Source organism: Paenibacillus sp. 01T443 (assembly GCF_056398325.1).
Genome location: NZ_JBFTPE010000007.1, coordinates 305,103 through 326,614, shown reverse-complemented (window position 1 = coordinate 326,614; position 21,512 = coordinate 305,103). Strand labels below are relative to the sequence as shown.

The following is a 21,512-nucleotide window of genomic DNA, read 5'->3' as shown; positions in this document are numbered from 1 at the left end:
GGTGGAAGCACAGCAATGTGTGTAGCTGACGAATACTAATCGGTCGAGGGCTTATCCTAAACACGTTTGCATGGACCCATACATCCGGCAGACAGCAGCTAAAAAGGTTTCAGCAAACCTAACTTTCGTATCCAGTTTTCAGGGCGCAACTTGCTAATGCAAGCATTAGCAGTCGACCCACATCTGTGGGTTTTATTTTTGTCTAGCACCTGAATATTATGATGGCGGTCGTGGCGAAGTGGTTAACGCATCGGTTTGTGGATCCGACACTCGGGGGTTCAATTCCCCTCGATCGCCCCATTATTACCAAATCAATTAAGCAATTTTGTTGGGGATTAGCCAAGCGGTAAGGCAACGGACTTTGACTCCGTCATTCTCAGGTTCGATCCCTGAATCCCCAGCCATTTACATGCGGAAGTGGCTCAGCGGTAGAGCATCGCCTTGCCAAGGCGAGGGTCGCGGGTTCGATTCCCGTCTTCCGCTCCATAATGATGGCGCCATAGCCAAGTGGTAAGGCAGAGCTCTGCAAAAGCTCTACCCCTAGTTCGAGTCTAGGTGGCGCCTCCACAATTTTTTTGAAGTAACATTATACGTGCCCTTAGCTCAGCTGGATAGAGCGTTTGACTACGAATCAAAAGGCCAGGAGTTCGAATCTCTTAGGGCACGCCATTTTTACTCAAATGCCGATGTGGCGGAATGGCAGACGCGCGCGACTCAAAATCGTGAGGGAAACCGTGGAGGTTCGAGTCCTCTCATCGGCACCATAATAACAAACTTAAGCCCTTAGGATCCAGTGGATCTTAAGGTTTTTTTTATTTTATCCACCGATAGAATGAGCCTTGAGAGAGTAAACAGTTGCTTTTTAAAGGAATTTTATGTAAGATTGTTTGATCTTTACGTTAACGCGTGCTAGGAGGGAAAAGAATGTCATCAGACCATATCGTAAGTGAACTATCCGAAATATCGGAAAGCAGATTGAAGAGTCTGGCAGGTTTATTGGTAGCGGTTGTCGATGAGGGTGCATCGATTGGCTTTTTGCCTCCGTTAAGTCAAGCCGAAGCTCTTGCGTATTGGTCGGGAGCAATGAATGACGATGTTATTTTGTGGATTGTACAGCGGAATGGGGAAACGATTGGATCCGTGCAATTGCAATTGTGCTCACGGCCAAATGGTTTGCACCGCGCCGAAATTGCAAAGCTCATGGTTCATCCCCAGGCTCGACGAAAAGGGATTGGGCGCTTACTAATGACAGCAGCGGAAGAACGGGCTAAATTGGAAAACCGCAGCCTTCTTGTACTAGACACACGGGCTGATGATCCCTCTAACCTGTTATATCGTTCAATGGATTACATTGAAGCAGGACGGATACCCCGGTATGCAAAATCTGCAGACGGTAAGCTTCATGATACCGTCTATTACTACAAAAGTTTGACGCTGTAACAGGATAGCAATGATATAAGCATCAGCTATAATAGGAGGCTTATCGATATGAGTGATTTGCATTCCAATCTCTTGCTGTTGTCAGTACCCGAAAGCTTTGAAAGCAGCCGCCTCCTTATCCGAGCACCGTTATGGGGAGATGGCGTTAAGTTAAATGAGGCGGTTAAGGAAAGCAGGGCGGAATTATTGCCTTGGATGCCATGGGCTGTGCATAGCCCAACACTCGAGGAGTCCGAGATGGTGATTAGGAGGTCTAGAATTAGGTTTCTGGAGCGTTCGGATCTGATGCTGCTGCTTTTTCTCAAGGAAACGGGACAATTAATTGGGAGCAGCGGTCTCCATCGGATAGATTGGGAAGCACGGAAATTTGAAATCGGCTATTGGGTACGGTCTGCTTTCAGCGGAAATGGCTATATCACCGAAGCGGTTGAAGCGATCACTCATTTTGCGATACAAGAGCTAGAAGCTAACCGTATTGAAATACGCTGCGACTCTCGTAATGTTCGAAGCGCTAGAGTAGCGGAGCGAAGCGGCTTCACATTAGAAGGAATCCTTCGCAAAGAAAAATGTGATGCCGAGGGCTCGCTCCGGGATACTATGATATTTTCCAGGGTAAAATCGTTAGAATATTAATATTTCAATTGTAAAATTGTAATGGCGCAACGTTAATTGCTTATTTTCTAAAAGTCCTCTCGTAGTCCTCAAACCGAATTTTTCGAATATGCTTCCGATCTGACGAACGGACAATGATTCCTTCCGACTTCCCTGATGCGTCAATGCCTACCTTTGTTTGCTCGAAGTTTTTTAAGAAGGCGTAGGTATCCTCGAGTGTCCTAGGGAAGTTGGAGCCTTGTTCGGTTATTAAAAGAGGGGCATAGGCTAAGTCGAAAGTTTGAATAAACCGCAGCTTCTTCTCCTCATTATAAAAAGGCTGATTTCCGTGATCACGCCATTCTGCAATTTTCTCCTGGGGCAAAGACAACAAATGATTAAGCTCTTCCTGCGTTAAAGAAAATACATCGAAGAAACGATAATCCTGCGTTTTGTTATCCGTATAATTTTTTGCCGCCTTGGTCTTTCCTCCGTAGGATTCCTGATAGATGACGGTCAACGCCCAATCATTTTCTGAAAATACAGCAGGAAGCAGCTTTTCGGCTATAGGCTTCAAAAACTCCGCTATGCTGCCGTATGGATTACCAATCCGGTCTCCTTTTGCATATAACAGCTCTTCCCTTGAGCCGATCAAATAATCGATTTCATTATTATCGTTTTTGAACATGACTAGTCTCGCATTTTCTCCGTCAACTTTTTCATAAACGTATAGGCGCTCCGATTTATGAAGAAGGCCGTTTTCCTCGCAAAGCGACTCGGTTAATCGACCCTTCTCGCCTAACTTATGGTAGGTAAGGATACTCGGGTATTTGGTTAAAGAGTTAATTTTCTTTAGATCCACTCGCTTCAGCTCCCCAAACAGTGATTTCAATAATAAAACTTAAGCATGTCCTCGAAGTATTTTCCAGTTCAGCAATAGAGTATAATTCGTTATAACACAAGGTAGTCCTTTCTAATGCGTAAAACTTTATAAAGGAGCGAGCGATGTGCAAAAAGAAAAGTCGCATAACCTTCAAAGAATCATTCGGGAACTGGGTCAAGAGAAGATTATTGAATTATTGACAGATCAAATTCCGGCATCGGATTTAAGCAGTCTGCTGCTTGAAGTGTTCAGAGAAAAAACAATACAAGCAAGCCCAAAAGAGCTGCTTAAAAAATATGAGGTCAATCGATTTGTAAAGCCGGCTGCTGTTCAACCCTTGGCGCTCAAGCAGTTGGAAATCGATATGTTGAACATTGCGCAGAGCCAGTCATTTACCCCAATCCAGCTATCGCCTACAGCACCGCTAGGGTCTTGCTCCGTTGTTGCTGCAGTTGATCAGAATAAAATTATTTCTGCTCTAAGAGGAACGGAGGTCGTTGCTGATGCAACTAATTTGTTGGCCCTGCATATTGCGCACTTGCTCAAAACAGGAAAAGAAGATAATCAGAATGATTTCATTCGTTTCAGTACGACCCATAGACATGTGAGAGCACAAAGCATGGGAAATGCCCCAGGTATGCTGCCGCATTTTCATGTGTTTTGTTTGGTTACGTCTGGAAAAGATCAAGGCTCTTATTCGTTTGAAAAGCAAGCCTTCTGGGAGCATGTTTATGTATATCAATCACTCTTTCAAGCCTTGTTTCAGGCTGACCTCGAGATTATACTCAGCACTCGAAGCGGATATAAAGATACAGACGGTCTCCTTAAACGGGTAATTCAGTATGGACAGGATCAGTCGATTAAGATTAAGCTTTCCGTAATTGAGGATAACGAAGAGAATCAATATTATAAAGGGCTTCAATTTACGATTAGAACGGTCATAAACGGCACCATTATTAACATTGGAGACGGTGGCTTTGTAGATTGGCCTGCTCAACTCTTAGGCAACAAAAAAGAACGGATGCTGATCAGCGCAATTGGATTAGACAGGCTTCTGCCGATAGGGTAGGATATAAAAAAAGCGCAATCGGATAATAAGGAGTGGACGCATATGGGAAACCGAACCTTTACACTGAGCGAAGCCAACGAGCTGCTGCCTGAGCTGCAAAAGGATTTACGGCAGCTTCAGCAATTAACGGCAACGTTTGAGGATAAATACGTGGACTATCAGAAGGAGAAGGCGGCTTTAGAGCAAGCTTCGGCTTTTGGCCAAGGGGGAAAGGATCCTTTTTTTGAACAGGAAAGCCAATTGGAATTCATGAAGATGGAGGCGGACCTGTTAATTGAAAATTTTTCACGAAAAGGCGTACTCTTGAAAATGATCAATCCCGGCCTGATTGATTTTCCAGCGGTACTGGATGGCGAGGATATTCTGATATGCTGGAAAGAAGGAGAAGAACAAATTAGCCATTATCATGGTCTGCATGACGGGTTTATCGGCAGGAAGCCGTTTCCTCATGAATAAATTATAAATGACCGCCAGGATTTATGTTCTTAGTCGACCCACATGTTGCTCAATTGAGTGTAATGATAATAACGGAGTTCCGCAGAGGAAGCAGCGGGACTCTTTGGGTTATTTTAAAATAAATTGTGACGTCACCGGCACTAGTTAATTTTTGATTGATAAGAGAGGAGAGTCGCGATGTCAGGCGTCATCTCGAAGGCGATCCATCTGCTTGACCTTCTGCTTCCGCAAGGGAAGGAGAAGGAATTAAGCGTCACGGAAATGAGCAGGGAGCTGGACATGCCCGTGCAAAGCGTACACCGCATATTAAGCTCCTTAATGGAGCATGGCTTTGTCGCTCAGAACGCGAAGACGAAGAAGTACAAGCTGGGCTTGTCCATTATGAAATACGGCTTCCTCATGTGGGACAGCCTGATGCTGCGAACGGTGGCACGTCCGTTTATGGAGGAGCTTTCCCAGAAAACGAAAGAAACGGTCTATTTGGCTACCCGTGAAAATGAGGAGGGCGTCTATATCGATTCAGTTGACTCCCCGCAAATTTTGAAAATATCTGAGCCAATCGGGCTAAAGCTCCCTTTATTCATCGGCGCATCCAATCGGGTAATTCTGGCCTATTTACCGAGAAAAACGCAAGAGGCAATTCTGGCTGAGGTAGACTGGGAAACGGTTCCCTCGTTAAAGCCTTTGTCCCGTGATTACATAGAAGAAGAGATTTTAACGATTCATAAGCAGGGCTATGCCTTTACTGAAGGTGAGGCAACGGAGGGGACGACCGGTATAGGTGCCCCGATTTTTTCATATGAGAACAGGGTGATCGGATCTTTGAACGTCGCCGGTCCTTCTCTACGCTTTACTGCAGATACGATGGAGAAAAATAGTGTGCTCGTCAAAAAATACGCGGATTTGATTTCAGATGAGCTTGGCTATCGCCATAAGCTTAATCGGTAATTTATTTGATCATTATCCCACTATTCGGGAAAGTGTTATTACTTCTATCAAATATCGAGATTATAATAATCCTCAATAAGCGCAGCCGGCGTATATTGGAGGAGAATGGAACGATGAATATTGTTGCTTTTAAACATTTTGATTTTGATGATGAATATGCATTTCGTTCCTGGACGGACTTGAGGGGGCATCAGCTGGCTATGCGGGATCCCTCTATTGAAATCAATTCGGAATGGATGCATGAAATGGATTTGCTTATTATTTGCGGCGGTCCGATGAGTGTGTATGAAGAGGAACGTTATCCGTGGCTTATTCAGGAGAAGCAATTTGTGCAGCAGGCCATGCAGCTTGGTAAAAAAGTGCTCGGCATCTGCTTTGGCGCTCAAATGATCGCCGAATTGTTAGGCAGTCCTGTGTATCGAAACGAATATAAGGAAATTGGCTGGCATGTGATCAATCGCACAGTGGAACGGCATTTATGGCTTGCTGGTTTACCGGAGGAGTTTACATCGTTTCAGTGGCATGGCGATACGTTTGCGCTGCCGAAAGATACGAGGCTCCTCGCTTATTCGGAGGCATGCAAGGTGCAGGCTTTTGCCTACGGTGAACATGTGCTGGGTCTGCAATTTCATTTGGAGACGACGCCGGCCTGTATGGAAACGATGTTTGAGCATTGGTCATCCGAGCTGATTGAGGCGCCTTATATTCAGACGGAGGAGCAAATTCGCAGTCGATTTGAACAAAGCGAGCAGTCTCTTAAGGCGCTTCACCTCATTTTGGATCAAATAGCTTGAGCCTTTAATGAAGGTTTGAGTATCATATTTGTTTTGATAATAGGAGCATAGACCAATATAATGGAAATATATGTAGGGTAATGAGAGGAGCCGCTGAGGCATGAAACGCAATCGTCTGGGAAAATCGGAGCTCTACATTAGTGAAATCGGCCTTGGCTGTATGTCGCTCGGTAAGGATAAGGGAAAAGCGTCAGCCCTCATCCACGAAGCGATAGATAAGGGGATTAATTTTTTTGATACAGCCGATCTCTACGACGAGGGATTGAATGAGGAGATCGTAGGCGAGGCTATCCGCGGCAGGCGTTCGGATATTATAGTCGCCACGAAGGTCGGCAATCGATGGGAACCAGGCAAGGAGGGCTGGACCTGGGACCCGTCAAGGGCGTACATCAAGTCGGCTGTCAAAGATAGCTTGAGAAGGCTGCAAACAGACTATATCGATTTATACCAGCTGCATGGCGGAACGCTTGAGGATCCGATCTCAGAAACGATTGAGGCATTCGAGGAGCTCAAGCAGGAAGGACTCATACGGTATTACGGCATTTCTTCGATCCGCCAGAACGTAATAAGGGAATATGCGGAGCGGTCGAATATCGTCAGCGTGATGAGCCAATATAGCATTTTGGACAGAAGGCCCGAGGAGCAAGTGCTGCCGCTGTTGGCGGAGAAAGGGATCAGCTTAATCGCCCGCGGACCGGTAGCGAAAGGGATATTAACCGATGCCGGTGCAGCGAAGGAAGCGAAAGGGTATTTGGATTATGACAAGAAAGAGCTTTCGGCTTTGCGCAGCGCTTTAAACGAAGCTGGGGATGACTCGCGTGACATGGCGCATATGGCCATTCGATATGCGTTAGCAAATCCCGCCGTGGCTTCCGTTATTCCCGGAGCAAGCTCATTGGAGCAGCTGCTGCACAATATAGCCGCAGGCGATGCTAAGGAGCTGACGGCAGCTGAAGTTGAAGCCATTCGCAGCTTGAGCAAAAACAATCGCTACGAACAACACCGGTAGGTAAAACCCGTTAACGAAGGATATATTTTCGCAGCATGATCCGGGTGGCAATGGGTTTGACGTGTGGGAGAATCACGAATGCGTCATTCATTTCTAGTCATATATCATATATAAACGTAACTCTAGAAAACAAAGGGAGATGTTAAACCATGATAAAACGAATTGAATGCGCATATGTGCCTGTGTCAAATGTGAAGAAGTCGGCGGATTGGTATGAGCAGGTGCTCGGCATGCGTTTGCGTTCTCCGGTGGAATCGGGGCGTGGAGCCATCATGGTGATGGAGGAAGGCGGTTGGCTGTTTCTACTCCCTAGTCCTGATATGACGCCGCTTACTTTCTCGACAACAGGCTGGGAGGAAGACGGGCAAGCTTTTGAAATGTTCCCGCTATGCTTTGAAACGGATAAGATCCATACGCTGCATGCTTCACTGAAGGAAGCAGGCGTATGGGTAGAGCAGGAAATACGGAATGAGGGAAGCTGCGGGCTGCAGCTAAATTTCAAGGATCCGGACGGTAACAAATATCAAGTGTGGCAGCAGCCATCCGATCAAGCGGAATAGGATAGGGGTAGCGCAGAGAGAAGGTCTATACCAGTACCTTCTCTCTGTGCTATGCTTAGCTAAGAAGGTTTGACTTTATCAACTGTATGCAATAAAATTACAGTATCCTTCTTGAGAGGGAGATGCAAATATGAATAGTGAATTTACGGTAGCGGTTCACAGCTTAGTGCTGTTAGCCTATTTGCCTGATCATATGGCCAGCAGCGAGACGATCGCTCGTAACGTGTCAACGAATCCCACTCGGATTCGCAAAATTATGAGCACGCTGCGGAAGCACGGGTTTGTGAAGACAAAGGAAGGCATCGGCGGCGGCTATATTTTGAACTGCGAGCCGGATGAGGTTACGCTGGCTCAAATTTATCGCGCGCTTTCAGGCGGCACATTGAAGCCGCATTGGTGTTCGGGGAATCCGGATGAGGATTGCCTTGTATCCGCGAATATTCAAGGCGTTATGGATCACTTCTTCTACGAAGCAGAGCAGCATTATGTAGCCTACCTGGAGAAGAATACGCTTCAAACCGCTTTGGATAAGATCCGGAAATGCCAACTGCAGCAAAAGGCACAGCAGTCGTAACAAAGCATGACAACAACTAGGAGTCTCATAATTGGCGGTAATCATGCTAACAGCCAGTGTATTACCGCTTATTGAGCGAGATAGCTTAGATGAGTGATCTGAATTTTTTTGTGTAATATGTATCTAATTTTCATACAGTTGGAGGGGCGTTTCTTTCAATAGAAGCAGCTCCGATTATAACAAAAAGGATGAGTGCCATGTCAGAGTATACCCAAACAAATTCGTCATTTCATATCCCGTTATCGGTTCTTGATGTATCTCCGATCGTTGAAGGCGGCTCCGCGGCCGAATCACTGCGTCATACTTTAGATCTTGCCCAGCATGCGGAAAAATGGGGCTACAACCGTTATTGGCTTGCAGAGCACCATAATGCGCCTAGCATTGCAAGCTCGGCTACATCTATCGTGATCGGCCATGTAGCGGCTGGAACGTCGACGATCCGAGTAGGGTCAGGCGGCATCATGCTGCCGAATCATGCGCCGCTTGTAATCGCGGAACAATTCGGTACGCTCGAATCCTTATTTCCTGGCCGCATAGATTTAGGACTTGGCCGCGCGCCGGGTACCGATGGTCTTACTGCAGCAGCGCTTCGGGGGAGCAGAGGAGGCAACGGCCAAGACTTCCCTGAGAAGCTGGCGGAGCTGCGCGCTTTTCTTGATCCATCCAGCTCAGAGGTGGGTATGCCCGTGCGGGCGATTCCTGGTGAAGGACTGGATATTCCGATTTGGCTGCTTGGCTCGAGTGATTTCAGTGCCTTGTTAGCCGCTCAGCTCGGCCTGCCATTCGCTTTCGCGGGACATTTCTCGCCTACCTTCACTGTCCCGGCGATGAATCTATATCGAAGCAGCTTCAAGCCGTCAGCCGTGCTCGATAAACCCAAAGGGATGGTTGCTGTTAACGTAGTCGCTGCTGATACGGATGAAGAAGCTGCCTATTTAGCTACATCCATGCAGCAGCTGTTCCTATCCTTTATTCGTAACACTCGCGGGCCCCTGCCTGCTCCGGTTCAAGATATGGATACTGTCTGGACGCCGCAGGAGAAAATTGCTCTGCAGCAGCAGCTTGGTTCTTCCATTGTTGGAGGACCGGACACTGTCCGCAGCAAGCTGAAGAAGTATATTGAGGCGACGAAAGCCGATGAAATTATGGTAGCGGCTCATATCTTTGACCATAAGGCGCGTTTGCGTTCCTATGAAATTGTAGCAGGACTTTAATAAACGGGCATCTGCTGTCTTCTTTACTATCGCCTGCCGAGCAGGTACTTATGCGCGGCAGCAGGGCCGAAGAACTGAAAAAAAGAGTGCGGACCACTAAAGGTCTGCACTCTTTTTTGCGCGATGGCTTATTCCGCAGATTCCGCAGGGGGGCGAAGTCCATTGCGCAGCTGCCGTATTGAGAAGCCGAAATCCATTTGCAGATGCGGATAATCAGGAAAGTTCTCCCAATCGCCGCCCCAGGAAAACCCCAGACCTTTGGCTATTTCGACGACCTCCATCCAGTCCGCTTTGCCATTTTTGTTGCCGTCATATTTCATATCCCATACGACCTCGCCCTTCTTGGTCCGAAGCGCGAAATCTATGGCGAGCCCATAGTTATGATAAGAATGACCACCCTGCACCTGCGTTACAATCTTGCCTTCTGTAGAGCGACCTTTGGCATAAATCGCATTTTGCTCTTCGCTGGAGCGGAAGCCGTCCGTTATGAGGATGGTAATGCCGGCTTTCCCGGCTTCGGCGATCAGCTCGGTTTGCTTCGCCAATACGATAGGATGAAGCTCTGTAACGGGAGGAGCGGGTTTGATATCGATCTCTGGTACGTACGGCTCGAAGGCTAGGATGACTTTCCACAATAGAACAGCGGTGAGTGCCAAAATAATGAATAGCAGTAACCGGTTCCGTCTGCGTTTATTTTTTGCCGCGAGGTCCAGCTGTGTCCGTCCAATTGGAATCGGCTGATTAGAGAAATGATTTCGTTCCAGCATGCAAAATCTCCTTACGTGTTGTATCCGCTTATCTTATCATATTGTTAATCGCGTTGCCCTAGTCCAGGGTAGGGGATTGCTGGTCAATCGTTGACAATTCATCAGTTTAGATCTAAACTGATAATAAGAACGAAAGCAGGAGGTGGTCAAATGGATCAAAATGATTCAGAACCTTTCTTATCCAAACGCGATGAGCGATTAGGTTTAATGATATGGTTTCGTTTATCGCGTGTGTATAACCATAGCCTGCGAGAAACGCATCAGCATTTGAAGAAATGGGGCTTGACCGCTGCACAGTTTGATGTGCTTGCGCAGGTAGGCGCGCATGACCGGCTGACACAGCAGCAGCTGGCAGATAAGCTTTTTGTCACCAAAGGAAATATTACGCAGCTGCTGGGCAAGCTTGAGGAGCTGGGATATATCGAGCGCGAGCAAGCTTGGAAGACCAAATACGTATCGTTAACCGAAAAGGGCAAGGCGCTGTTCGATGATGTCGTTCCGGTGCAGGAGCAGTTTCAAGCTTCGCAGTATACTTCGCTTAACCGCGAAGAAAAGAGGCAGCTGCTCGAATTGCTAAAGAAAATACAAAGTTAAAAGTAAACGTCATAAAAGAAACGTATAGGCTACACTAACAATTGAGGGAGGTTGTTCTTATGCAACTCAAAGGTATCCACCACGTATCCGCCATTACAGGCACAGCTGCCGGTAATTTTGATTTTTATACGCAGCTGCTCGGCCTTCGTTTGGTCAAAAAAACCGTTAACCAAGACGAAACTTCGGTTTATCATTTGTTTTACGGGGATGAGAAGGGAAATCCGGGAACAGAGCTTACGTTCTTCGAATTCCCGATGACAGGTAAAAACCGCGCCGGTACAAGCAGCATTTCTTCTCTGTCCCTTCGGGTAGCCGGCGATGCCGCGCTTCGTTATTGGAAGGAGCGCTTTGAGCAATTCAGCGTTGATCATGACGATATCGTTGAAAGGGCCGGCCGCCAAACGATTGCATTCCGAGATTTTGAAGGACAACGGCTTGTACTCGTGTCCGATGAGCATAACGAAGGCGTTAAAGGCGGTATCCCTTGGGAGAAAAGCACGGTTCCGGCTGAATACGGCATTCTTGGCCTTGGGCCAGTGCAGCTGACGGTCAAAAACCCGGAGCCTACCGTACTCGTACTGACACAGCTTATGGGATTCCGAGAAAAAGGCAAGTACCCGTCTACGATTGCCGGGCAGCCGGATATCATCGTTTATGAGACCGGTGAAGGCGGCAGCGGCGCTGAAGTTCATATCGAAGAGCGGCATGATCTGCCACGTGAGCAGCAGGGCCATGGCGGCGTGCATCATGTAGCGTTCCGGGTTGATAACGATGAGGAGCTGCGCGAGTGGATCGAGCATATTCGCGGAGTCCGAATTCCGAATTCCGGCTTTGTTGACCGTTACTATTTCCGTTCGCTGTACTTCCGCGAGCCGAACGGCATTTTGTTTGAGCTAGCCACTGACGGTCCTGGATTTGCTACGGATGAAGATATTAACCACTTGGGAGAATCGCTGGCGCTGCCTCCATTCCTAGAACCGCAGCGTGCGCAAATTGAGTCCAGATTAAAACCGCTGCAAACCAAACCGAACGAATAAGCGTGCGGACCTCTTGGCTTCGAGTGTTCATAACAAGCCGCGAAGCCGTTGATTGAAGCGCCAAAAACAAAGACGACCGTCTCCCGCTTGGTATGGGGAAGCGGTCGTTTTTTTGAAAATGCAAGGATAGGTAAGTTTTCAAGTGCTGTTCTACCAATAATTTAGCAATGAGTAATAGAAGAAAGTTTGATATGCTTCGAGGATTGATCTCTTTAGGAGGGTACTCGTGAAGCATATTTTTAATAGATTCGTAGTTACGGCATTTGTACTGTTTGGCATGATCACAGCTTCGGTGCATACGGTTGGCGCGCAAAGCCTGCTGCCTTTCGATGATATATCAAACAGCTATGCAAAGCAGGAAATCATTGATCTATATAATAAAAAAATAATAACGGGAACGTCCGGGCGCAGCTTCTCTCCTGCCGCGTCGATTACGAGAGCGGAGTTTGTTACGGTGCTGGACCGGCTGCTCGGACTCGAGCAGGCAGCCAGCCCCATCACTCCGTTCACCGATGTAGCGAAGAAGGCTTGGTATTATGGCTGGATCCAAGCAGCCGTGCAGCTGGGCTTAGCGGATGGCGTAAGCACAAGCCTTTTTGCGCCGGCTAAGCCCGTAACAAGGCAGGAGGCTGCCGTATTATTAACAAGGGTATTGAAAAAACAAAATAATGGCACAAGCGCAAAAGCAGGTTTTGCCGATGACGCCCGCATTGCGGCTTGGGCGATTCCATCCGTAGCGGCGGTGCGCAGCCTTGGACTTATGCAGGGTGACAGCAATGGGTATTTCCGTCCTGAAGATCCGATAACGAGGCAGGAAACGGCTGTCATGATTCATCGGGTGCTGCAAAACGAGAAATGGGCAGCAGAGCTTGCCGCTAAGCCAAAGGAGTCGATTAAGCTTGGCTGGCAATATGCCCAGACGACGCAGCAATACGAGAACAATATCTTGCAGTCTAACGTTAACACCTTGTCTCCACGTTGGTTCTTTATAGAAGCTTCGGGTGAACTGTCCGATAACGCGGATCCCTCCCTTGTCACATGGGCAAAGAAGCACAATAAAAAGGTTTGGGCGCTCGTTGGCAATCGGTCCGACCAAGACATGACTCATCAGATTTTGTCCCAATCGGCTTCACGCAGCACCTTGGTATCCAAGCTTGCGGCCTATGCCAAAAAATACGGAATTGACGGAATCAACATCGACTTTGAAAATGTAGCCCCGCAGGACCGTGCAGCGCTGACCGCATTCGTAACGGAATTAGCAAAGAAGCTGAAGGCGATGAACGTCACGCTCTCGATTGATGTATCTCCAGACCGAGGGACGGATTGGACGGATGCGTTTGACTACGCCGCGCTTGGCGCGCAAGCGGACTATGTCGTATTGATGGGCTATGACGAGCATTGGGGCGGAAGTCCAATAGCGGGTCCTAACGCATCATTGGGCTTTGACGAGGCTGCAGTCAACAAGCTGGTCAAAGCAGTACCCCGCGAAAAGGTTATTTTGGCGCTGCCTTTTTATAATCGTGATTGGGATTTGAAGAAGGACGGAAGCGTAGAAGCCTCTGAATTCATTTCGCTGGATCAGCAAAATACAATTATGAGCAAGTATGCGATTAAGCCAAAATGGGATGCGAAATTAGGCCAGTATACGGCTGCTTATGTGAAGAATGGCGTGAAACATCAAATATGGGTTGAGGACGGACGCTCCTTAACGGCCAAATACAAGCTGGCAGCAGAAGCCAAGCTAGCAGGATTAGCCTACTGGTATGTGGGCGGGGAAAGTCCGGATATATGGGCAAGCATGAGAAATGCGGATCGGTTTTTGGGCTATCGTTTTTTGTAATGCAGCAGCTGATTTATAGGAAGCCACATTATATGCGATTAGCTGGAAGAGTTGCAACGAAAACTAGATTCGTATTTTCCGAACTGGCATTTGCGTGGCAATTTTATGTAAAATATGGAATGAGAGTGTGATGCGTAACATTGATTGAAGAAGGGGAGAGAGCCTTAAATGAAAAAGCTTTCGGCATTATTTTTATCATTAGCTCTATTATTTTCATTCGTTTCTACCATTCAAGCAGAGGCTAAGCCCATTTCCGTATGGGTCGAGGACGAGCAGGTGCAGTTGGGCGGCTTACAGCCTATTATGGAAAAGGGGACAACCCTAGTTCCCGCAAAGCTGCTGCTGCAAAAGCTTGATTTCCAAGTAACATGGGATCAGAAGAACAAAGTCATAACGGGCAAGAAAGAAGGGCTCGTTCTTTTATTCCAAATCGATAACCTGGGAGCAATGGTTAACGAGACGGAGCAAGGCTTGCTTGCCGCTCCTAGGCTTGTAAAAGGCACCGCCTATATTCCTTTGCGTACGGTAAGCGAAGCAGCGGGCTATGAGGTGACATGGAATAAGGAGCAGCGCTCAATCTCCCTGCAGGTAAAAGAACCGAGCCGCGGCTTCCTATGGAAGGTTGAAAAGGCGGGCAGCACCGTTTATCTGCTAGGCTCGATACATATTGCGAATGAAGCGATGTATCCGCTCCGTCCTGAAATTCAGGATGCTTATGAAGCGTCAGACTATCTTGTTGTAGAGGCTGATATTTCAAAAATGAACAATGCGGATGTGCAAAAGCTTGTCATGGATTTAAGCGTCTACAAAGATAACACGACGCTCAAAGATCATATTTCAGATGAAGCCTACAAGAAGTTGGGCGAAATTTTGAAAGAGAACGGCGCAGCGGAAAATGCGCTCGATACTTATAAGCCATGGAGCGTTTCTTCCACCATCGACTTTCTGTCGACAACACAGTCGGGCTATGATGCGGGAATCGGGATCGACGCGCATTTCCTAGAGCAATCGAATGCAAACAAAAAGCCGATTCTTGAGCTGGAGTCGATCGAATATCAGCTTCAAATGTTCGATCATTTCTCAGACGAGCTGCAGGAGGAAATGGTAAATGCTTCAATCGAGAATTATTATGCTGAGGATTCCGGCATTGATGCGCTTACGGATATGTGGGTAACCGGCGACGAGAAGCAGCTGCTTGAGCTGACCGAGGCAACTTCGGCTAACGAAGAGCTTAATAAAGCGCTGCTGACAGACCGAAACGCACCAATGGTCGAGAAAATAATGGGCTATTTGAACGATAGCACGAGCAAAACTTATTTTGTGGTTGTGGGTGCTGCCCACATGCTGGGCGAGAACGGCATTGTTCCGCTGCTGGAGAAAAAGGGCTTTACGGTAACTCGCCAATAATATTGAAAGATAGTCATATGCAAAAACAAGGCAGCCCCGCTGACGCGGCGGTTGCCTTGTTTCTTTGTGCATACATAAGAATTTATAAGTTTTTACTTATAAATCTGCTTCTATCTCTCCGCAAAACGAGCTTTTGCCGCAGAGGACGGCATCAGCGTTACGCTTGGAAGGCTAAAAAGGGCTAGTGGCTTACGCCTGCTGCTACGGCCTGCTGCTTCAGCTTAAGCTCAACGAGCAGCGCGTGAAGCTGCTCTGTCGCCAGGCCATGCAGGACAAGCCGAAAGCCTGCCTTCAGCGTCGTTAGCGGCACCATCGGATGCTTGTTGTTGATAAGCGCAAGCCGATCGTTGCTGCCGATAATTTTGGAAGCGAGAATGCCGATTGTCTCATCAAGCTGCAGCGAATTGGTTGCCCGCCAGAAATCATTGTCTGTCAGGAACATTTGATAAACGGGCGTAAAGCATTCAATTGCTGTCGTTAAATCCATAAAATTGGTCCAACGTTTTGGCATTGGCTCAATGGGCACGCGGGAAGAGGTAATCGCATTAAAATTAAGCAGTTCTTGCTTCGTTACCTCGATTCCTTTCTCGCGCAGCTCTCGGTTAAGATTAATGACAAAATTGTACAAATTCAGGTCGTGGATCAAAAAAAGATCATCCTTAACCGGCCCAAGATGAGTTGGCTTTAGCGGGTTCATCTCGATCTGGACGCCGGGAACATTGTCTCGAATAAAACCAAGCACCTCCGAGCCGAGATAGAAATGTCGCAATATCATAAAGTTGGCGCTCGGGCTCACGAACGTTTTCATTCCGAAATGCAGCACCCGGTGCAGCAGGCGGGAAGACGTGAGCGCCTTCGGCACGATGATTTTATAAATTTGCAGCACGATAATCATTAGTCTCGCGAAGGGCCGCAGCACGGGCAATAGAAATTGCCGTGATTTGCTGGAGCAGTCCTTGAGGTAAGCTGCCTTTGCTTCCTCATTAAAGGGGATGCTCTGATCCATATAGATGGCGAGGAACGGGTTCGGATCGTTTTTGTCATGCGGCATATTTTTGAAGTAATCGGCGTCACTCATACATTTCCCAGCTCCTCTAACTGCAGCAGATACAGCCTAGCTGTCGTTTTCGCCGTTTTCACGATACGCGCTGCGATGTCGGCTGTCAGCATAGGATGCTGGACGACCGCCTCCAGCCGCTCGAAATGCTTCTCGTCAGAGTCGCTGTGGTAAAGCAGGAAGGAGACTTCCTCATCGCTGAGCTCAAGCTGATCGCGAATCATTTCGCCCCAGTAGCGCGCCATCCGGCAGCCGAGTCCCTCGATGATCCACATCGCGCCGATGAGATCCACGGGATTTTCACGGCTGGCCCGTTGGAATAAATAAGCGGATAACGCCTCGCTTCCGATGTTTTTCTCACCGGACTGAATCGTGCTCAAATCCCCGCCAACGGCAACGTAGTTGCGCTCCAATATTTGAAAGTCGCGGTGCTCGTCGCGTGCATGCGCAATAAACGTCGAGCGAAGATCAATGTGCTCGATGGCGATATAAGAAGCGGCGCGGGCGATCCACTGCGAGCCGTCAATGACCTGCTGGCGGATATTTTCCATTAGCGCCTTATAATCATCCAGCGTGAATTTATTGTTGTACAATTTATGGATAACCGGAACATGCGCAAGCTTTTGCTCAAAATCAATCCATACCTGCACGAGCTGCCTGACCAGATAGGCTTGAACTTCATCGGCCTGGTTGTATTCCAGATGCGGAGCCTCGGGCTGGCGTTCCTCAAATACGGCACTGTCTTCATTGGAGGACCCTACTACAGTAAGCAGCATGTACGAGGTCTGGAATCTGCCGCTCTCCGGCACCATGCAAAGCACCTGCTCGCCGGGCTTTAAATGCCCGTCATTCAGCAGCTCCTCCAGCATGATGTAGATCGACGCCGCGCCGGTATTGCCTTTCGTATATAGATTCGTGAACCACTTTTCCTCAGGGATCGTGAGCCCGCCAAGCTGCAACAGCCTGAAGATCTCATCGCGGAAAAAATGCGAGGAATAATGGCAAACCATCCAATCGATCGCGGCAGGATCAACCTTACCCTCATCCACGAGCTCGAAGAAGCGGTTGACGCCCACCTTTGGCATTTCATTTACGAGCCGGATATCCTGCTTTAAATTAACCGCACCGTCGTTCGCGGCCTCCTGTACGGAAGCATAGTCAAGCCAGCTTGCAATCTCGGCATTTTCCTTATTGGATCCGGCATACATGCAGACGTCATACAGGTTGGCGTACGATTTGTTGTCGATCCATTCGATTCGCAGCGACAAGCCGCTTGCCGCAGGCTGATGCTGTAACACAGCTGCGCCTGCGCCGTCGGACAGCATAAAGCGCAGAAAGTCGGTATCGAAAGGCACAGGGCGATCTGAGGGACCCTTCTGCGCTTCAAATCTCGTATGCTTGAATACGCGGCTTGGCAATTCGCTGGCACAGGAAACTGCTGTATGCTGCTCGCCTGATTGCACATGCAGGTAGGCGTTCTTCATGGCCTGCATGCCGCTGGCGCATACGCCGTGATGGGTGGCCACCTCCATGACAGGGAGACTCGTTTCAGCATGAACCATACTGGCGAAGCCGGGAACTAACAAATCGCCCTGCGTCGTGCCGACTGCGAGAAAATCAATTTTGTTATCCAAGGCTTCTTTGTTTCGAAGAAGCGCATCGCGTATAGCAAGAGCGGCCATTTCCGCATTAGAGTAAAGGCTCTTTTGTTCTTTATTTATTGCATAATGCCGAAAGCGTATTTTATTTTGATCGAGAATGCGCCGCATCGACTTGGAGCTCTTGCCGTTTATTTTGCCGAGGTAATCCTCAATTTCATCATTGCCGACAGGCGAGCCGGGTAGAAACTTACCGATACTCGTAATATAAACCGGGTTCATGAAGCACCTCCAATTGGAATGTTTTATAGATCTAATGATCGTTGATGCAGCGTTTTAATCCTAGTACTAACTTTATTTGGTACCGTATGAAAAGTTAGGCTTGAATATGTATTCAACGGTCCGCTATAATAAACGCATATCAAAACTGATGACTGACGGAGGTAACCCAGCCGATGAAGTAAATACACGATTCCTGTAAACAACTTGTTTAAGTACAAGCGGCGTTCTCGAATTGCGAGAACCGGTCAGGGATACGTGCGTCGATTTGGGGGCTTATGAAAGGTCAATCAGCAGCGATAGATACGAGATGGTTACCCTTTATGTATTAGGGTGACACATCGTTATTTTCGTTTACCTGATATTCCCCTGCGTATTCGACCGTGTGCCGCTGGCCACGGTTTTTTATTTTGTTTTCAGAAATGGGGAATGTTCTTTGATGCTATTAAAGGTTAAACAGGTGAATAAAGAATGGGACGGCAATTTATTGTTCGAAAATATAAGCTTCGAGGTAAAGGAGGGCGAGCGGCTCGCGCTGTTCGGACGCAATGGCGTTGGCAAAACGACGCTGCTGCAGGGTTTGACCGGCAGGCTATCGCTGGATGGAGGCGAGGTGCAGCGCCTCTTGCCGCTTGAGGAGTGGGGCTGGCTGGACCAGCAGGCGCAGCTTGATTCTTCGCTTACTTTGCTTGAATTCGTACAAGCGGGCTCAGATGAATTGTTCTTTTTGAAGCATGCGATGGCAAAGCTTACGGACGAAATGCAGGGCGCTAAGACCAGCGAGGAGCAGCTAAACCGATACAGCGAGCTGTATGAAAGATATTTGCAGCTAGATGGATACGGCTGGGAAATTAGGGTGGAGAGAAGCTTAACCCGGTTAAGTCTCGACACCTCTATGTGGGGCGTGGCATTCGCGCAATTAAGCGGCGGGCAGAAAACGAAAGCCCAACTCGCGGCACTCATGGTTAGGGAGCCAAAGCTTGTACTGCTGGATGAGCCGACAAATCATTTGGATTCGGACGCGCTGAATTGGCTGGAGCAATGGGTGCAGTCATATCCAGGCACAATCGTGTATGTCTCGCATGACCGGACGTTTATCGACCGCACGGCAACGACGGTTCTGGAGCTGGATAGACACAGCTGCAGACGTTATCCCGGAGGCTATACCGACTACAAGACGCAGAAGGAGCTTGAGCTGAGGACGCAGGAGGCGCTGCATAAGAAGCAGGAGCTGGAGCGGGAGAAACTGCTCGAGAGCATACGGATGTATGCGGAATGGTTCCAGCAAGCGCATAAGTCTGCGGGCCAAAATGATTTTCTTCGGTCAAAATCGAAGAAAAACGTATCGCGCTTGCACGCGAAGGAATCCGCACTGGAGCGATTAGACCGCGACAAGGTGCAGAAGCCTCGCGAGGAGCCGCAGCTGCGCATGCAGCTGGAGACGGATGAATTTGCGGCTGCAACACTGCTGCGCATGGACGGCGTCAGCTTTGGTTATGACGGGCGCAAACTGATTTTCGGCCAGCTTAGCCTCTCTATTGGACGGGGCGACCGCCTCGCTGTTCTGGGTCCGAATGGAGCGGGTAAGTCGACGCTGCTTAAGCTTGCCACCGGCAGGTTAACACCAAGCGCAGGCAGCGTGACGATTCATCCGCAGGTAAGAATCGGTTATTTTGAGCAGGAACTTGATCAGCTCGATAACAAGACGACGATTCTAGACAGCCTGCTGATGCTGCCGCAAATGACACAATCGCATGCGCGGACGATTTTGGGCTGCTTTTTATTTTCAAAGGAAGATGTGTTTAAACGGATTGGCGATTTAAGCATGGGGGAGAAATGCCGGGTTGCGTTTTTGAAGCTGTATTTTGGCAAAGCGAACCTGCTCGTGCTCGACGAGCCGACGAACTACTTGGATATTAGCACGAGAGAGCAGGTTGAACAGGCGCTGCAACATTATCCCGGCGCTGTTCTGCTTGTGACTCACGACCGCTATTTAATCCGCCAAGCGGCCAATCGCCTGCTCGTGATGGATGGGACGAAGGAGCCGAGCTTATTCCCGGGCACCTATGAGGAGTACATCGCAAAGGATCGAAGCAGTCTACTTTCTCCCGAGGAACAGCTGAACCAGAATGAGAAGGAAAGAATGCAGCTTCGATTGACACAGCTAATGAGCAGCGGACAGCCGGAGGCGCTGGAGGAGGAGCAGCTGCTGCTGCAGGAAATCCGTAGGCTTCGCAAGGAATTAAGTAAGCTATAAATAGGAGTGGATGCAGCTGGAAATATCTAGGGGTTGGAGAGCAACTAATTCTCATCTCAATCCGTCTATATAGGCAGCTACTTCAGCATGAGATAGACATGGTCCACCGAGTTCATAGCATATTCCATTTGGATCGGCTCGCCGTTCTCAAGCAGCGCCAAGCAGGGCACGCTCGATATTTTCCATTGTTCACGCAAGCGAGGCGCAAAGTTGATATTGATTTTGTATAAGGGAACGGAGATGCCGGTCATATCCGCAATCTCAAGCATACGCTCTCCGATTTTGCAGGTGCCGCACAATGGGGTGAAGAAATAAACGGCAGCTTTGCCGCTGTTTGCTTGAATGATATTTTGCAAAGAAGCTTCATCGATTTCATGGATCGCCATAATCATACTCCTTAATGGTTATAGCTGTAATGTACTCGATTCGCAATCGTTATACAAGGATAAACGATTCCAGCTCGATGAGGTGAATGTGATAATTAAGAAGAATAAAACGATAGTAATCGGAGCAGCTATTCTAATCTTTTGCTTATGGTGCGTTAGCTTTCTAACCCCCGAATGGACGATCCGTAGAACAATTCTCGAGAGCTTGCAGCCAATAAATAGTTTGAAAGCTGAGATATCAACAATGGGTATAGTAGATGCTCAGTATGGGTATCTCTACAATGTGAACGGGTATATGGACCGAGCAACGGGAGGCGAGCTGGGGTTTATCTATTTGAAAAAGCTAGGCCCCGTATGGTACGTGGCGAGCAAAGGCACGGGTCCATGAGAACTGAGGGAATAGGGCATTATTTTGCGGATTTTTAATCGTTAAGCCGACCGCTATAGCAGCGGAAAAGGGAGTTATCCATGCGATAGCTCCCTTTTTTACTTTTATTTATCGGATCGGGTGCAGCAATTTGCAAGGATTCGGAAAAAGATGAAAAAACTATTTTGAAGGAGCAGGAATGAACGAAGCCAAGCTAACGGATGCTGGGTTGCGGATATGTACTCTTTCGTATGTGGGGTTGTCGGGTTTTTCTTTTTTTTTAATTTTTGGAGAGGACAAGCGACAATAAAAATAAACCGTTAATGAGGAGCAAGGCACCAAAAATGAGGCTGGTTTTATTCTTTTTTATAAATTCCATTCGAAC

At 48.1% G+C, this 21,512-nt stretch carries 21 protein-coding genes and 6 tRNA genes; 22 read left to right on the top strand and 5 right to left on the bottom strand.

Annotated elements, in window-relative coordinates:
- Positions 1 to 224: 224 nt before the first annotated feature.
- From AC1DLI_RS13720 to AC1DLI_RS13685, 8 genes are all read left to right on the top strand, one after another.
- A tRNA-His gene (locus AC1DLI_RS13720) sits at positions 225 to 300 on the top strand.
- Between the two features lie 29 nt (positions 301 to 329).
- Positions 330 to 404: transfer RNA gene (locus AC1DLI_RS13715), tRNA-Gln, on the top strand.
- Positions 405 to 411: 7 nt separating this feature from the next.
- Positions 412 to 486 (top strand) — tRNA-Gly (locus tag AC1DLI_RS13710).
- 7 nt (positions 487 to 493) lie between these two features.
- A tRNA-Cys gene (locus tag AC1DLI_RS13705) sits at positions 494 to 567 on the top strand.
- A 25-nt stretch (positions 568 to 592) separates the two neighbouring features.
- Positions 593 to 669: transfer RNA gene (locus AC1DLI_RS13700), tRNA-Arg, on the top strand.
- Positions 670 to 682: 13 nt separating this feature from the next.
- Positions 683 to 764, top strand: a tRNA-Leu gene (locus AC1DLI_RS13695).
- A 160-nt stretch (positions 765 to 924) separates the two neighbouring features.
- Positions 925 to 1,440, top strand: a complete 516-nt coding sequence (locus tag AC1DLI_RS13690) for an N-acetyltransferase family protein (protein WP_477603400.1) — start codon at positions 925 to 927, stop codon at positions 1,438 to 1,440.
- Between the two features lie 48 nt (positions 1,441 to 1,488).
- Complete coding sequence (locus tag AC1DLI_RS13685; RefSeq protein ID WP_308997800.1) at positions 1,489 to 2,073, top strand: GNAT family N-acetyltransferase; 585 nt, start codon at positions 1,489 to 1,491, stop codon at positions 2,071 to 2,073.
- Between the two features lie 40 nt (positions 2,074 to 2,113).
- Here AC1DLI_RS13685 and AC1DLI_RS13680 read toward each other — a convergent pair whose 3' ends face one another.
- Positions 2,114 to 2,893 carry an RNA ligase family protein gene (locus AC1DLI_RS13680; RefSeq protein WP_477603398.1) on the bottom strand — a complete coding sequence of 260 codons (780 nt, stop codon included), beginning with the start codon at positions 2,891 to 2,893 and terminating at the stop codon, positions 2,114 to 2,116.
- Positions 2,894 to 3,038: 145 nt separating this feature from the next.
- On the opposite strand from AC1DLI_RS13680, the gene AC1DLI_RS13675 reads away from it, so the two are divergent.
- From AC1DLI_RS13675 to AC1DLI_RS13640, 8 genes are all read left to right on the top strand, one after another.
- The gene (locus AC1DLI_RS13675) at positions 3,039 to 3,983 is read left to right on the top strand and encodes a hypothetical protein (protein ID WP_477603396.1); all 945 of its coding nucleotides are present in this window, start codon (positions 3,039 to 3,041) and stop codon (positions 3,981 to 3,983) included.
- Positions 3,984 to 4,025: 42 nt separating this feature from the next.
- Positions 4,026 to 4,439 (top strand): DUF2203 domain-containing protein, encoded by a 414-nt coding sequence (locus AC1DLI_RS13670; protein ID WP_308997796.1) that lies wholly within the window; start codon positions 4,026 to 4,028, stop codon positions 4,437 to 4,439.
- Positions 4,440 to 4,616: 177 nt separating this feature from the next.
- Entirely contained in the window at positions 4,617 to 5,387 is a 771-nt protein-coding gene (locus tag AC1DLI_RS13665) for an IclR family transcriptional regulator (protein WP_477603394.1), read from the top strand.
- Between the two features lie 113 nt (positions 5,388 to 5,500).
- Positions 5,501 to 6,181, top strand: coding sequence for a type 1 glutamine amidotransferase (locus tag AC1DLI_RS13660; RefSeq protein WP_477603392.1), 681 nt, complete (start codon positions 5,501 to 5,503; stop codon positions 6,179 to 6,181).
- A gap of 100 nt (positions 6,182 to 6,281) precedes the next feature.
- Positions 6,282 to 7,190, top strand: a complete 909-nt coding sequence (locus AC1DLI_RS13655) for an aldo/keto reductase (RefSeq protein ID WP_477603390.1) — start codon at positions 6,282 to 6,284, stop codon at positions 7,188 to 7,190.
- 149 nt (positions 7,191 to 7,339) lie between these two features.
- Positions 7,340 to 7,750: a VOC family protein gene (locus tag AC1DLI_RS13650; RefSeq protein WP_477603388.1), complete on the top strand. Its 411-nt coding sequence runs from the start codon at positions 7,340 to 7,342 to the stop codon at positions 7,748 to 7,750.
- A gap of 130 nt (positions 7,751 to 7,880) precedes the next feature.
- Entirely contained in the window at positions 7,881 to 8,324 is a 444-nt protein-coding gene (locus AC1DLI_RS13645; RefSeq protein ID WP_477603386.1) for an Rrf2 family transcriptional regulator, read from the top strand.
- Positions 8,325 to 8,521: 197 nt separating this feature from the next.
- Positions 8,522 to 9,538, top strand: coding sequence for an LLM class flavin-dependent oxidoreductase (locus AC1DLI_RS13640; RefSeq protein ID WP_308997790.1), 1,017 nt, complete (start codon positions 8,522 to 8,524; stop codon positions 9,536 to 9,538).
- 128 nt (positions 9,539 to 9,666) lie between these two features.
- On the opposite strand, the gene AC1DLI_RS13635 is transcribed toward AC1DLI_RS13640, so the two are convergent.
- Positions 9,667 to 10,305, bottom strand: a complete 639-nt coding sequence (locus AC1DLI_RS13635) for a M15 family metallopeptidase (protein ID WP_477603384.1) — start codon at positions 10,303 to 10,305, stop codon at positions 9,667 to 9,669.
- Between the two features lie 150 nt (positions 10,306 to 10,455).
- Between AC1DLI_RS13635 and AC1DLI_RS13630 the strand changes: the two genes are divergently transcribed.
- The 4 genes from AC1DLI_RS13630 (at position 10,456) to AC1DLI_RS13615 (ending at position 15,183) form a co-directional block, all read left to right on the top strand.
- The gene (locus tag AC1DLI_RS13630; RefSeq protein WP_477603382.1) at positions 10,456 to 10,899 is read left to right on the top strand and encodes a MarR family winged helix-turn-helix transcriptional regulator; all 444 of its coding nucleotides are present in this window, start codon (positions 10,456 to 10,458) and stop codon (positions 10,897 to 10,899) included.
- A 59-nt stretch (positions 10,900 to 10,958) separates the two neighbouring features.
- On the top strand, positions 10,959 to 11,936 hold the full coding sequence (locus AC1DLI_RS13625) for a ring-cleaving dioxygenase (RefSeq protein WP_477603380.1): 978 nt from the start codon (positions 10,959 to 10,961) through the stop codon (positions 11,934 to 11,936).
- A 226-nt stretch (positions 11,937 to 12,162) separates the two neighbouring features.
- Entirely contained in the window at positions 12,163 to 13,776 is a 1,614-nt protein-coding gene (locus AC1DLI_RS13620; protein ID WP_477603378.1) for an S-layer homology domain-containing protein, read from the top strand.
- A gap of 168 nt (positions 13,777 to 13,944) precedes the next feature.
- The gene (locus tag AC1DLI_RS13615; RefSeq protein ID WP_477603376.1) at positions 13,945 to 15,183 is read left to right on the top strand and encodes a TraB/GumN family protein; all 1,239 of its coding nucleotides are present in this window, start codon (positions 13,945 to 13,947) and stop codon (positions 15,181 to 15,183) included.
- 181 nt (positions 15,184 to 15,364) lie between these two features.
- On the opposite strand, the gene AC1DLI_RS13610 is transcribed toward AC1DLI_RS13615, so the two are convergent.
- On the bottom strand, positions 15,365 to 16,261 hold the full coding sequence (locus tag AC1DLI_RS13610) for a DUF6999 family protein (RefSeq protein ID WP_477603374.1): 897 nt from the start codon (positions 16,259 to 16,261) through the stop codon (positions 15,365 to 15,367).
- Positions 16,258 to 18,120 (bottom strand): 3-oxoacyl-[acyl-carrier-protein] synthase III C-terminal domain-containing protein, encoded by a 1,863-nt coding sequence (locus tag AC1DLI_RS13605; protein ID WP_477603372.1) that lies wholly within the window; start codon positions 18,118 to 18,120, stop codon positions 16,258 to 16,260. Before AC1DLI_RS13605 ends, AC1DLI_RS13610 begins: the two co-directional genes overlap by 4 nt.
- Positions 18,121 to 18,556: 436 nt before the next feature.
- Here AC1DLI_RS13605 and abc-f point away from each other — a divergent pair, with 436 nt between their 5' ends.
- A complete protein-coding gene (abc-f, locus tag AC1DLI_RS13600; RefSeq protein WP_477603431.1) occupies positions 18,557 to 20,374 on the top strand; it encodes a ribosomal protection-like ABC-F family protein in 1,818 nt (605 codons plus the stop codon).
- Positions 20,375 to 20,451: 77 nt separating this feature from the next.
- On the opposite strand, the gene AC1DLI_RS13595 is transcribed toward abc-f, so the two are convergent.
- Complete coding sequence (locus AC1DLI_RS13595) at positions 20,452 to 20,760, bottom strand: thioredoxin family protein (protein WP_477603370.1); 309 nt, start codon at positions 20,758 to 20,760, stop codon at positions 20,452 to 20,454.
- Positions 20,761 to 21,004: 244 nt separating this feature from the next.
- Here AC1DLI_RS13595 and AC1DLI_RS13590 point away from each other — a divergent pair, with 244 nt between their 5' ends.
- A complete protein-coding gene (locus tag AC1DLI_RS13590) occupies positions 21,005 to 21,148 on the top strand; it encodes a hypothetical protein (RefSeq protein ID WP_477603368.1) in 144 nt (47 codons plus the stop codon).
- Positions 21,149 to 21,512 lie beyond the last annotated feature (364 nt).

What these genes read in the sequence shown, in the direction of transcription:
- AC1DLI_RS13610 (WP_477603374.1), bottom strand. Translation starts at nt 16,261, where the DNA reads ATGAGTGACGCCGATTACTTCAAAAATATGCCGCATGACAAAAACGAT.
- AC1DLI_RS13595 (WP_477603370.1), bottom strand. Translation starts at nt 20,760, where the DNA reads ATGGCGATCCATGAAATCGATGAAGCTTCTTTGCAAAATATCATTCAA.
- AC1DLI_RS13590 (WP_477603368.1), top strand. Translation starts at nt 21,005, where the DNA reads ATGGGTATAGTAGATGCTCAGTATGGGTATCTCTACAATGTGAACGGG.
- AC1DLI_RS13685 (WP_308997800.1), top strand. Translation starts at nt 1,489, where the DNA reads ATGAGTGATTTGCATTCCAATCTCTTGCTGTTGTCAGTACCCGAAAGC.
- AC1DLI_RS13635 (WP_477603384.1), bottom strand. Translation starts at nt 10,305, where the DNA reads ATGCTGGAACGAAATCATTTCTCTAATCAGCCGATTCCAATTGGACGG.
- AC1DLI_RS13650 (WP_477603388.1), top strand. Translation starts at nt 7,340, where the DNA reads ATGATAAAACGAATTGAATGCGCATATGTGCCTGTGTCAAATGTGAAG.
- AC1DLI_RS13665 (WP_477603394.1), top strand. Translation starts at nt 4,617, where the DNA reads ATGTCAGGCGTCATCTCGAAGGCGATCCATCTGCTTGACCTTCTGCTT.
- AC1DLI_RS13690 (WP_477603400.1), top strand. Translation starts at nt 925, where the DNA reads ATGTCATCAGACCATATCGTAAGTGAACTATCCGAAATATCGGAAAGC.
- abc-f (WP_477603431.1), top strand. Translation starts at nt 18,557, where the DNA reads ATGCTATTAAAGGTTAAACAGGTGAATAAAGAATGGGACGGCAATTTA.
- AC1DLI_RS13630 (WP_477603382.1), top strand. Translation starts at nt 10,456, where the DNA reads ATGGATCAAAATGATTCAGAACCTTTCTTATCCAAACGCGATGAGCGA.
- AC1DLI_RS13605 (WP_477603372.1), bottom strand. Translation starts at nt 18,120, where the DNA reads ATGAACCCGGTTTATATTACGAGTATCGGTAAGTTTCTACCCGGCTCG.
- AC1DLI_RS13645 (WP_477603386.1), top strand. Translation starts at nt 7,881, where the DNA reads ATGAATAGTGAATTTACGGTAGCGGTTCACAGCTTAGTGCTGTTAGCC.
- AC1DLI_RS13660 (WP_477603392.1), top strand. Translation starts at nt 5,501, where the DNA reads ATGAATATTGTTGCTTTTAAACATTTTGATTTTGATGATGAATATGCA.
- AC1DLI_RS13670 (WP_308997796.1), top strand. Translation starts at nt 4,026, where the DNA reads ATGGGAAACCGAACCTTTACACTGAGCGAAGCCAACGAGCTGCTGCCT.
- AC1DLI_RS13640 (WP_308997790.1), top strand. Translation starts at nt 8,522, where the DNA reads ATGTCAGAGTATACCCAAACAAATTCGTCATTTCATATCCCGTTATCG.
- AC1DLI_RS13625 (WP_477603380.1), top strand. Translation starts at nt 10,959, where the DNA reads ATGCAACTCAAAGGTATCCACCACGTATCCGCCATTACAGGCACAGCT.
- AC1DLI_RS13655 (WP_477603390.1), top strand. Translation starts at nt 6,282, where the DNA reads ATGAAACGCAATCGTCTGGGAAAATCGGAGCTCTACATTAGTGAAATC.
- AC1DLI_RS13615 (WP_477603376.1), top strand. Translation starts at nt 13,945, where the DNA reads ATGAAAAAGCTTTCGGCATTATTTTTATCATTAGCTCTATTATTTTCA.